This is a genomic window from Desulfomonile tiedjei (assembly GCA_016212925.1).
Lineage (GTDB): Bacteria > Desulfobacterota > Desulfomonilia > Desulfomonilales > Desulfomonilaceae > JACRDF01.
In genome coordinates this window covers 266716-278613 of sequence record JACRDF010000010.1, presented here as the reverse complement: position 1 = coordinate 278613, position 11898 = coordinate 266716, and the positions used below count along the sequence as shown (strand labels likewise).

The following is an 11898-nucleotide window of genomic DNA, read 5'->3' as shown; positions in this document are numbered from 1 at the left end:
TTCGCCATTTTCCTTATAAGACAGGCGGCATATCTCTTCCGCTGCGAACGGCGGACCTGACTTCGCTCCAAAGACATGCCGCCTGTCCGCCCAAAGTCAGGTTATTTATTGCGAACTGGCAAAAACGAGGAATAGCGGAGAGAACCTCTTTTGTAAAAGGTCTCCTCCCCGCAACCCCTATTTTGAACTTACTTTGGAATTAAAGTGCGTCCGCGTTTCGTTCACCCGTCCTGATTCGCACAACGGTTTCGACGGGCATGACAAATATCTTGCCGTCGCCGATGCTCCCGGTCCGAGCCGCGGCGATAATCTTTTCAACAACCTGGTCCACCATCTCCTTGGGGACCACCATTTCGACCTTGATCTTGGGGAGGAAATCCACCAGGTATTCCGCTCCCCGGTATATCTCCTTGTGTCCCTTCTGTCGACCAAAGCCCTTTACTTCCGTAACAGTCATCCCCTGGACCCCCACGGATCCGAGGGCCTCTTTCACGTCGTCGAGTTTGAAAGGTTTTATGATCGCTTCTATCTTCTTCATTCGTACCCCCTTGACAGTCTAGGGTCGTGTATTCATTGCCGGTGGCAGCTTCTCTGGCCCGCCGCGGGAAATATCCGCAAACGGGCTTACCTTGAATACGCTTAGAAATCGTATCCTACCTCGCCGTGGGCAGCTGTGTCCACACCGGCCTCTTCTTCCTCTTCTGTGACCCGAAGCCCCATGATGGCTTTAAGAACATACAGTATGACTAAGGTAATCACAGCGCAATATATAATTGTAGCAAGTACGCCTACCAGTTGCGTGCCCAGTAGCGAGGCGTTCCCAAAGAAAAGCCCGTCGTTTCCCTCGGCATTGATTAGCTTTGAGGCGAAAAGACCTGTGGCCAACGTGCCCCAGACTCCGCCGACGCCGTGAATCCCGACCACGTCGAGAGAATCATCATAGCCCAATCTTTCTTTACCGAGGACCGCGATGTAACAGATCACCCCGGCCACGCCGCCTATTATGAGAGCCGATGAGGTCCCGACGAATCCGCACGCGGGGGTGATGGAACCCAGTCCCGCCACCATGCCTGATGCAAGACCGAGAGTTGTAGGCTTCTTCCTTAATATCCACTCAGCAAAAACCCAGGTCAATGAGCCTGTGGCCGCAGCCATGTGAGTGACCAGGAAAGCGTTACCGGCTACGCCGTCTGCAGCGAGGCGGCTTCCAGCATTGAAGCCGAACCACCCAAACCAGAGAAGGCCAATGCCTAGAAGAGTCAGGGTGAGGTTGTGCGGTATGAAAGCCCTTGTGCCGTATCCTTTGCGCTTTCCTACCACTATCGCGCATACCAAAGCGGCTACACCACAATTCAGATGGACTACCAAGCCTCCGGCGAAATCCAAAACCCCCAGCTTGCTAAGCCATCCCCCGCCCCAGACCCAATGACAAATCGGGGCGTACACAAGTGTTATCCATAAAATCATGAAGACGATGAAGGTGCTGAACTTCATCCGCTCCGCAAATGCGCCCGAAATCAACGCCGGGGTGATGATCACGAACATTCCCTGGAATGTCATGAATACGGTATGAGGGATCGTCAATCCCTCCTTCACGTCAGCGCCGACCCCGTTGGCAAGAAAATGTTCCAGGCCCCCTATGAACCCGCCGATGTCAGAACCAAAAGAGAGGCTGTACGCATAAACAAGCCAGACCACTGACGCCAGCCCCATGAGAAAGAAGCTGTGCATCATTGTAGAAAGGACGTTCTTCGCTCGGGTCAGCCCCCCGTAAAACATGGCTAAGCCCGGGGTCATGACCAGAACCAGCGCAGAACACGCCATGACGAAGGCCGTGTCGGCAGCGTTCATATTCTCTACTCCTCCCTGCCCGAATCAGAAATCGCAGTTACAAAACCGTAACATTACGTTTTTGGCGATTCGAGCAACCAGCGTGCCAAAACACGCGGGGAGAAGCATAGGTTTACTAAACGTGCAGTTTTACCTTATAAATTTACAAGTAGCCTATCCGAGGGTTTCGAGGTTCGTTCAAGACCCTTACCTCGGGGTAGGTATTCGGGGGGCAATGTTACATATTTGTAGGTTGAAGCTCCCTCTACCCTCGGCCGACTCAGAAGGTATCAGTTGGTCCCGAAGTATAAAGACCCCACCGGGACCAACGGACTTATGCAAACTTAACCCAATTGTACATTCCAGGTGCGGTCCGGGCCCACTATCTCTTCTTCCTTTATATCTACCGCCAATTCCTCTTCTTCTTCATCCGCGGCCAAAAGGAATGTGGCGGCAGGCGTTGCCGCGGTTTGTTCATAGCTGGTGTACACTCCGTACACACCTGCCAGGGCTAGCGATAGTACTCCAAAGATTATCAGAGCGTTTTTCATTGTTCCTAAGCTCCTGTTGATGAAATTGCCGGCCGGCAACGGCCGGTTCCCTTAAAACGTAAAGCTCATGGTGACCTGGCCCCCGAATATGGCGTCAATCTTCTTGCCAGGCCTGGTCCCAAAGTTGTTCGCTGCAGCAGGCGCGTCCCATCCCGGAACCGATCTGTCTATGCACGCGTAGCTGAACCATCTGCCCGGCTGCCAGTACGCTGCAAGGAAGCCGAACGTGAGCCCTTCGAGAAGCTGCCAATCGGCACCAAAATCCATTTCCCAACCAAGGGCGCGATCGGGGATATTGGGAGATCCGGCAGCGCCATTAATGGCAAAACGAAGGTTCCCGTCCGGAATAAAAGTAGCCGGAATGGGAGAGACGTTGTTTGGCGCTATGCCACCCCACCCGTACCCGTTGGACGTTCTTTCAGCCCAAATGAACGTTCCGAAGAGATTCAGGTTGGCCGCAACCGCGTAATCCGCTCTGCCGCCCAGGACCCATGCGTCCCTCAAGTAGCCGTCCAAGGAAAGGTTATACGCGTTAAATCCTGAGCCATAGTTATATGTAAAGAGCCAGCTATAGGGCCTAAACACGTCGTAATTGCCCAGGAACAGATCAAAGCTCGGGTGCCACACGAACGCGGCTGATTGTTTGTCGATGAGCGCGGCATTTCGGCGGTCGGGCCCCGGAGTCCATGCGGAAATTAAGGTGACCTTGGCAGGCCCGCAGATGGCCCCGGTCTCAACCATGAAACGCCATTGCTCGGTGTATCTTGCGTTAGGCAAAACTGTCTGCACTCCTGCCGCGAATTGGCCTACGGTAACCGTTGGGTCCAGGACCGGGGCAAAAGCGCCCGTGCCGGACAGCCTGTCGGTCCAATACAACCACGCGGCCTCTCCATTGAAGAAGAACCTGCCATTGTTGTACTTCGTGAATATCGTGCCATGGAAAAACTCAGAATCCTGGCCTAACTGGGCCGCTGGCGTGGGAACCGGAAAGGCCGGTTGCAAAGGCCCTTCCGGCCCTATGTGCAAGCTGCTCCCCGCGGCCATTATCCCTGCCTGAACCGGCCCGTTGTTGTAAACCACGTACGCCAACAGGTCTTTGATAAGCCCGCCGCTCTTGTCGGCATGGTTGAAATACGGAGCGACAACCAGGTCATACGGATCGATCGGGATGGTCGCTCCCGGTCGTGCGGGTCTGTGAGGATAAAAGCCGATGCCGATGTCCAGCGGACCGTACGGCGCGTTAAGGACCAAGGATTCGGTGGTCAAGCCGTCGGAACCGTCATATTGCAGTCCTGTTCCGAATTTCCACTGTCTCTTTCCCACCCCGAGAGTGCCCCAAGGCGTCGAGGCCGTGGCCCAGAACATTGTCCACTGGCCTTCGCTCAAGGCGTTGTCCGTCCCCGGAGAATCCCAGGTGTAGTAGTAGCTCGCCTGGGGAATACCGTACTGGCCAAGGCGATATCTGCCCTTCAGCCTTACAGCGGGATTGATCTTTATCTCGGGCTCCAATAGGACGAAGAAATACGATTTCGCCGCATCCTGGCCGGTGACCAGGTTCTGGGACAATCTCGCGCCGTTCCACCAATAGTTGAGATTGGCGGTAGTCGTGCCTGCTCCGTTATCCACATTGTAGGGTCCAAAAAAGCCGTTGGAGCCCCGTTGGTTGTAGAACTCGTAGTACCAGTTCATTGTGCCTGTCATTCCGAATTCCCACGCAAACGCAGGGAACGCGAACATGGACAGACACAGCCCAACTGTCAGTGCTGTAAATAAAAACCGGATTTTCCGCATAATCCCTCTCCTCCCAAACAAAAAAAGTACATTAAAAACTGAAGAAATATCCTCTCATGACCGCAACCACGGTCCACCCCGCTAAGACAAGTTCGATCGGATCACGCGGCGGTTCAAGCCTCGTGTCCAGGCTTCGCGCCTATCCTGCCGCGGGGTAAACGAGGCCCCCGGCCTTTGGCCGGCTGCCTCGTCTGTTGTCGTTGCTGAAGAACGGTTGTGTTTATTCTTTAAGCAACAACCGTTCCATAACGTATCGGGGAAAGTGGTCAAAGGTAACCCCCGAAAAGGACACTGTAAAAAGCCGCGCACCCAATGCCGAATTGTTTAGGTTCCGTTAGAAAAGCTACTCGCGTGTAGGTTTTCATGATCCAAAATTACACGGCCGTACGTGTTGGTCCTCACCGCGCCTTACCTCCTCATGTCAACCGTGACAACTGCCTCGCGGGAATCCGGCCGATGTGCGCGCAAGCTGACCATCCGGGCGCTCCGGGAGCATAGACCACGAGGTACAGACTTACAGGCTCACCCCGGCCGTGACAGCGCGCTGAACCAAAATCACACTGCATCCGCGTCCTTTTCCCCCGTGCGTATGCGAACTATTTTGTCAACCGGAGTTACGAATATCTTACCATCCCCGATGGTGCCGGTTCGCGCCGCGGAAACAACCTTTTCAATAACCTGATCGACCATTTCCGACACCACTACCATCTCTACCTTGATTTTGGGAAGAAAGTCCACTAAATATTCGGCCCCGCGATAGATCTCCTTGTGGCCTTTTTGGCGTCCAAAACCTTTCACTTCAGTGACGGTCATTCCCTGAACACCTACCGAACTCAACGCCTCTTTCACATCGTCAAGCTTGAAGGGCTTGATTATTGCTTCGATTTTTTTCATCCTCGTCCCCTTTTCAACTATCGGGCAATTTTTTCGCACCTGGCATCCTCGTGGCTCAGGGTGCGGGTTTCAAAAATGGAGCCGCTTATGCTTAGATGTTGTAGCCGGCCTCACCGTGAACCGACGTATCCACGCCGACGACTTCATCCTCTTCAGTGACTCTCACACCCATGATGGCCTTGATTACGTAAAGGATGATGAGACTGACCACCAACGAGTAGACGATCGTCACGGCCACGGCCACTATTTGGATCCACAACTGGCCCGCGTTTCCGAAAAAGAGCCCGTCCGCGCCCGCGGAATTGATTGCCTTGGAAGCGAATAACCCGGTAGCGATTGCGCCCCATGCCCCGCCTACGCCGTGGACGCCGACAACGTCGAGTGAATCATCGTACCCTAGCGATGCCTTGGCCAATACTGCGAGATAACAGACAACACCCGCAACCGCGCCGATGATCACCGAAGATATCGGCCCAACGAAACCGGAAGCCGGGGTTATGGCTACGAGACCTGCGACCGCGCCGGATGCCACGCCAAGGGTTGTCGGTTTTCCTTTAATAATCCATTCGGCGAAAACCCAGGACATGGCCGCGGCTGCCGTGGCCATGTGGGTGACCACAAACGCCATGGACGCGCCCTCATCTGCTTTAAGCGCGCTGCCTGCATTGAAGCCGAACCAGCCGAACCAGAGCAAACCCGCGCCGAGAAGTGTAAGAGTGAGGTTGTGCGGCATCATGGGCGCGGTTCCGTAACCCTTGCGCTTGCCGATGACTAGACAACACGCCAGGGCCGCCACACCAGCGTTGATGTGGACAACAGTTCCGCCCGCGAAATCCAGCGCTCCCATACCGGCGATCCAGCCACCCGGACCCCACACCCAGTGCGCGATCGGACAGTACACAAAGGTTATCCACAGGACCATGAAGACTATGAAGGAACTGAACTTCATCCTTTCAGCAAACGCCCCGGATATGAGCGCGGGTGTGATCACCGCGAACATGCACTGGAAGATCATGAAGGTGGTACCGGGTATGGTCATGGTCTTCGAAGAGTCCAGCAGGTCAGGGAAGAGCGCCCCGCCGATGCCGTTCAAGCCGAAGTAGTCCGCACCACCCAGAAAACCGCCCAGGGCATCCGGCGCAAAGGCCAGGCTGAACCCGTAGAAAAGCCAGATGATTGATGCCAAGCCCATAAGAAAGAAGCTGTGCATCATTGTGGAAAGAACGTTCTTTGCCCGTGTCATTCCGCCATAGAACATGGCCAGCCCCGGTGTCATCAAAAGCACCAGAGCCGAGGCCGCCAAAACCCACGCGTTGTCCGCAGCATTCATTTTTAGAACTCCTCCGAGAAAATGCTCACCTTAGGCGCCGGACGTCAGTCGGCTGTCAGAAATTCCGGGGAGAAACCGTTTCGTGGAATGAAGATCTCCCTGAAATTTTCGGTTGGAAGACGACTTGGGATAACGGGGTTTACCGGCGACTCAAGTTTTTCGTCATAAGGAGCAATTGGGATGCCAAAAGCCCGCGGATTGGTTGCTTGAACGGTAAGATGCTGGATTTGTGTTACATTTTTGGCGAGGTAGGCCGACACAATTGTAACATCAAAGGGGACAAACGTACATATACGTACGTAATGAGCGGAAGTGTTACGAAATGGTACGAAACCGTCGAGGGTTTATCCCATACCTCTTTACCCGCAGTCCCATTATTCTCTCGCTGATTCCCAGGGCCCTGGCAGCTTTGGCCTTGTTGCCTCGGGCGGCCTTCAGCGCGTCCAAAATCAAATCGCGCTCCACATTGCCGAGCGTGCCGTCCAAAGTTCCTTCGGGCACCGTTCCGGTGGCTTCAGCAGTTTGAAGCGTCGGCGGCAGGTGATGTCCGTGAATGACGTGATCCGAACTCAATACAACCGCGCGCTCCATGCAGTTCTCCAGTTCCCTGACATTACCCGGCCAATGATAGGTCATGAGCATGTCTATGGCCGGCGTGGAAATGCGCCGTATGGTCTTGTGATTGACCTTGCTGTATTTTTCGACGAAGTGGTCCGCGAGTAAGGGTATGTCGGTCTTTCGCTCGCGCAGCGGCGGAATATGAATCGGGAAGACATTGAGCCTATAATAGAGGTCCTGTCTGAACTTGCCTTGTTCGATCAGCTCTTCCAGGTCCCTGTTGGTGGCGGTCATGACACGGACATCGGTTTTGATGGTCTGAGTTCCCCCGACGCGTTCGAACTCTTTTTCCTGCAGGACCCTGAGGAACTTGATCTGCGTTGTGGGGGACAGGTCACCGATCTCGTCCAGGAATATGGTGCCGCCGTGGGCCAGTTCGAACCGCCCCTTACGGGTGGCGATGGCCCCGGTGAACGCGCCCTTCTCATGCCCGAACAGCTCGCTTTCCACCACGCTTTCCGGCAGCGCGCCGCAATTGACTTTAATGAACGGTTTGGAAGCTCTGAAACTGTTGAAGTGGATCGCGTGCGCGACCAACTCTTTGCCCGTGCCGCTCTCGCCTCTTATCAAGACCGTGGTATCACTCTTGGAGACCTGTGCGATCAGGTCGTAAACGATCTGCATGCCCTTTGAGTTTCCCACTATGTTGGAAGGCTTGAAACGCTCCTTCAGCGCGTCTTTCAGCCTGAGATTTTCCTCCATCAGCCTGTGCCGCTCTTCCTGCGCGGATTGGCGCAGCCGAACAGCCTGGGCTATCATGGAAGCTATGACTGACAGGAGGCGAACGTCTTCTTCCAAGGAAACGCCCGCGTCAAAGAGCCGATCCGCGCTGAGCGCTCCCGTAACCTCGCTCCCAAGCTTTATGGGAACGCAGATAAAAGATATGTCTTTCTTCTGGAGTCCTTTTCGTGCCCCTGTCCGGTCCAGAAACAGGGGCTCATCCGAAATATGGGGGATCACTACGGGTCGGCCGGTCTTGACAACCTTCCCTGTCACGCCTTCGCCGGGTCTGTATCGGCCTCGCTCTTTCTGGCTTTCCGACAGGCCGTGAGCCGCTTCTATGAATATTTCTCCACTGTCGCGATTCACAAGAGTAAGGGTACCCCGCATCATGCCCATGTGTTTGGCAATTGATTCGAGGACCGGGCCCACCACATCACGCAGGTCCAGACTGCGATCCAGAATCCGGCTAATTTCAAAGAGGAGCAACAGTTCGGGGACTTCGCTCTTGACCTTTTGTTTTCCCACACGCGTTTCCATTATTTCCTCGACTGACAGATAGGTCGGCACAATCCGCGAATCTTACCAAAATGTAGCCACAACTACAAGCACTGTCCAGCGGAGGCGAAACCGTTCAACTGCCCGGCAGAATTATCTAATTTTATTATGAATTACTTGACCCCTCACTAATTAGGCATTAGAATAACACGATGATTGCCCCTGGCGGAATTCCCTTTACCAAGACAGCACCCGCAATTCCCGCCGCGTATCGGACGGGCCGGTTCTCGGCCGTGTGCTTTGCCGTTATTTGCGCCTCAGTCCTCACAGTCGTGCCTTTGCCTTGTGCGGCTCTGACCGTTTCCAGTGGACCTGTCCAGGATTACCTGTTCACCGAAGGGAAAAAGCATTATGACGCGGGAGACATGCATCAAGCGGAAGAGGCATGGCGCCACCTCTTTCCGGATAAGGTTTATGGCCCGCCCGCGTATCTGCTCCTTGCCCGAAGTTATCGGAAGGCTCGAAATGTTCAGAAGGCCGAGGAGCTTCTCAAGGAATTATTGAAGGGTCATTCCGGCGGCATTTACCAAGAAGTCATTCGAGAAGAGCTTGCCGACATTCTCTGCGACCAAGGTAAACCCGAGGCCGTAGAAATGCTGCAATCCATGATTTCCATGGCTTCGGACAAGAAAAAGCCGGCCCTGGTGCTCCGTATCGCTCAGCTCCAACGCCGTATCGGAGATCATTCCAAGGCCACCGCTCATTACCGCACGTTGTTTCTCAACTATCCCGCGTCGGTCGAAGGCCTGAAGGCCGCGGACGACTTGTCCTGGATGGTGTTTCACGGGAAGATACAGCGCCTGGAGTTTTCCGAAACGGAACAGATCTCACGAGCCGAAAAGCTCTTTACCAAGGGACGGTTCGATCTCGCGGCCGACGCGTATCAGGCAGTGCTGAAGATCAAACCGGCAGACACAGGGCTGTTGCTCAAATTGGCCCAGTGCCGATACAAGGACCGCCAGAATCAAAAAGCCATTGACCTGCTCAAGGAGGTGCTCAAAGCCAATCCGCCCGACAAGCAGCGAATGGAGGCCCTGCACATTCTCAGCCTCTTGTACTGGCGGCTCGACCGTGAAAAGGACTTTGAGTTTTGTTCTGCAAAAATCATGGAAAAGGGCTCGGATAAGCAAAAGCGAAAAACGCTCTTCAACCTGGGCGCATATTACATGGAAAAGGGAAAGTACGCTCAGGCCGAGTCTCATTTCAATCGTTTGACTAAAATGAGTCTTGAAGCCTCAGCGAAGACCGACGTCAAGTGGAAGGCCGCGTGGATCAAGTATTGGAACAAACAATACAAAGAGGCTGCGGAGGCTTTCCGCGAAGCCCGGACTGTTTCTCCCGGAGGCAAGATCGAACCTGCCTCGAAGTACTGGCAAGCTCGCGCTCTGGAGCTTTCCGGACGATCGAGTGAAGCACAGGCCCTACTCAAGGAGATCGCCGCGGCCTGTCCGCTCGATTACTATGGAATTGAAGCAGCGCGTTTGCTCAAGCGTCAGAATATTCCACTGAACGATAAGAAGGCCTCGTCGCCCTTCCCCAATACCGACCTTTCGCCTGCCGAGAGTTCCAGCGAGTTGGTCTCTACGGCCGTCAAGTTGATGGAACACAAACTCTATGAGTTCGCTCTGCTGAACCTCGCCGCTCTGCCCAAATCCACGAAATCCACTCCGGCCGTGGCTTTTCTCATGGCAAAAGCCGCTTACGGTGCGGAACGGTACCGGACCGCACAGGAAATTCTCGCCGTGGCCTTCGGGCCGTTCATGGAAAACCCGCCTCCAAACGCGCCCAAGGAATTCATCGAAATGGCATTTCCGCGGGTGCATTTCAATGAGGCCACCCGCACCGCGCAGAAACACGCCGTAGATCCCCATCTGGTCTGGGCGATCATAAGGCAGGAAAGCCGTTATGACGCGTCAGTGGTGTCGCCGGCCGGCGCCATAGGGCTCATGCAGGTTACGCCTGCGGCTGCTGGAGTTCCACGCAAGGGCGGCAAGATCCCTGCAACGGCCATTGCGGAAATACTCGAGCCCAAGGCGAATCTTGGTCACGGGATTCGCATCCTGGCCAAGAACCTCGAAGCATTCAAAGGGAAGATCATCCCGGCTGTGGCGTCTTACAACGCGGACATAAGGAAGGTGCGGGACTGGATTCGGCGCAACGGTAAGATGAAGCAAGACGAGTTCATCGAAAACATCCCCTACCTGGAGACCAGAATATATGTGAAAAAGGTCCTGGCCGGGTACTCGGCCTATAGCCTGCTCCACCGGCAAAAAGACCTGGCCGGCTTATGGTGAAGAGGGGAGAAGAAGCATCAGGGGGGAAACTTTTGTGAACAAAAGTTTCCCCCCTGACCTCCCTTCAAAAAACTTTCTATCATGTCATCTTTTGGTTCAGAGGCTTCGCCCAAACCATTTTTGTCTGGGCATGTCAGGCAGTCTCTTCGTATTTCTTATTTCGTGGAAGGTGTATTCCTTCAGTCCGCTCTTCCACAACTGGTACCGGGCTGCACTTGTGCTAAGAGCCGCTTCATGAGACTGTAGGGGCACGGCGTGCCGTGCCCTCGGCGCCTCAATTCCGAGTCGATGCAGCCTTGTTCTCCAGTCAGGATACCGATTCTGTTGAAATGGAAGGTCGATGGAAGAAAATCCGAACAATAATGCGACAGAGGTGTTCGACGCATCTCCGTACCTGAAACTTTTCATAGATAAGGAAGGGAGATGGTTTCAGAACGGCGCGGAGATCGTCCACCCCGAAATATACCGCCTGTTCAATCAGGCCCTGGAAAAGTCGCCTGACGGCGGATATCTGGTACGAATGGGACAAGAGATCTGCTCAGTCGAAGTGGAAGACGCTCCATTCGTAGTGAAACGCATGATCGAAGACGACCATGATCGACTTCTGCTGGAACTGAATGACGGAACGCAAGAACCTTTCGACCCCAAAACCTTCTGGATCGGAGAACAAAACATCCCGTACTGCCGAGTCAAGAACGGAGGATTTCACGCTCGCTTTTCCCGCCCCGCGTACTACCAACTGGCCCGCCACATAGTCACCGACGAAGATGAGAAGGAGTTCTTTCTCCTGTTGGACGGGGAGCGAGTCCCGATCAAACGGTGACCAACAGCCGCCTGAAAGATCCTATCCGCACATGCCAGGCCTGGCCAGGAGTTGGCAAGTCATACCACTTGCCACAATTCTTTACCGTTCGTACAACCCGAACTCCGAAAAAACCAGTAGGGACCAGAGCCTGCCCCGGACCGCGATCCGGGGTCCCTGTCACGCCAGGGGCGTGATTGATTTATATTGGCAAAATGTGCCGGCACGGAGAAACTGTCTCAAAACTGACGGTTTCGCGACCTCATCGGTAGGGGCGGTTCGTGAACCGCCCGAAATCATGGCGCTTCTCGAAGCGCCCCTACCCGGAAATACGTCCGTTTTAGATTTTTGAGATAGTTTCCGGAGGCCGGCACCTACCAATTTCCAAGCGGCGCCTTTCGCAATCGGACATTATTTTCGACACTTGATATAAGCCGTCTCGGCGCTCCCTGTTTGGGACCAACGGCTGGCTCGTCCGATGGGTGGGTAATGGAGGATTCTCGAAAAGAC

9 protein-coding genes are annotated in these 11898 nt (G+C 54.5%); 2 read left to right on the top strand and 7 right to left on the bottom strand.

Going from position 1 to position 11898, the window contains the following annotated elements:
* Positions 1–199: 199 nt before the first annotated feature.
* From HY913_05390 to nifA, 7 genes are all read right to left on the bottom strand, one after another.
* Positions 200–538, bottom strand: coding sequence for a P-II family nitrogen regulator (locus HY913_05390; protein MBI4962693.1), 339 nt, complete (start codon positions 536–538; stop codon positions 200–202).
* A 101-nt stretch (positions 539–639) separates the two neighbouring features.
* Entirely contained in the window at positions 640–1851 is a 1212-nt protein-coding gene (locus tag HY913_05385) for an ammonium transporter (protein MBI4962692.1), read from the bottom strand.
* 323 nt (positions 1852–2174) lie between these two features.
* The gene (locus tag HY913_05380) at positions 2175–2381 is read right to left on the bottom strand and encodes a hypothetical protein (protein MBI4962691.1); all 207 of its coding nucleotides are present in this window, start codon (positions 2379–2381) and stop codon (positions 2175–2177) included.
* A 51-nt stretch (positions 2382–2432) separates the two neighbouring features.
* Entirely contained in the window at positions 2433–4172 is a 1740-nt protein-coding gene (locus HY913_05375; protein MBI4962690.1) for a hypothetical protein, read from the bottom strand.
* 555 nt (positions 4173–4727) lie between these two features.
* Positions 4728–5066, bottom strand: coding sequence for a P-II family nitrogen regulator (locus tag HY913_05370; protein MBI4962689.1), 339 nt, complete (start codon positions 5064–5066; stop codon positions 4728–4730).
* Positions 5067–5157: 91 nt separating this feature from the next.
* On the bottom strand, positions 5158–6396 hold the full coding sequence (locus HY913_05365; GenBank protein ID MBI4962688.1) for an ammonium transporter: 1239 nt from the start codon (positions 6394–6396) through the stop codon (positions 5158–5160).
* A gap of 315 nt (positions 6397–6711) precedes the next feature.
* Positions 6712–8274, bottom strand: coding sequence for a nif-specific transcriptional activator NifA (nifA, locus tag HY913_05360; GenBank protein MBI4962687.1), 1563 nt, complete (start codon positions 8272–8274; stop codon positions 6712–6714).
* 170 nt (positions 8275–8444) lie between these two features.
* Between nifA and HY913_05355 the strand changes: the two genes are divergently transcribed.
* On the top strand, positions 8445–10586 hold the full coding sequence (locus tag HY913_05355) for a transglycosylase SLT domain-containing protein (GenBank protein MBI4962686.1): 2142 nt from the start codon (positions 8445–8447) through the stop codon (positions 10584–10586).
* Between the two features lie 340 nt (positions 10587–10926).
* Positions 10927–11409 (top strand): DUF1285 domain-containing protein, encoded by a 483-nt coding sequence (locus HY913_05350; GenBank protein ID MBI4962685.1) that lies wholly within the window; start codon positions 10927–10929, stop codon positions 11407–11409.
* Positions 11410–11898 lie beyond the last annotated feature (489 nt).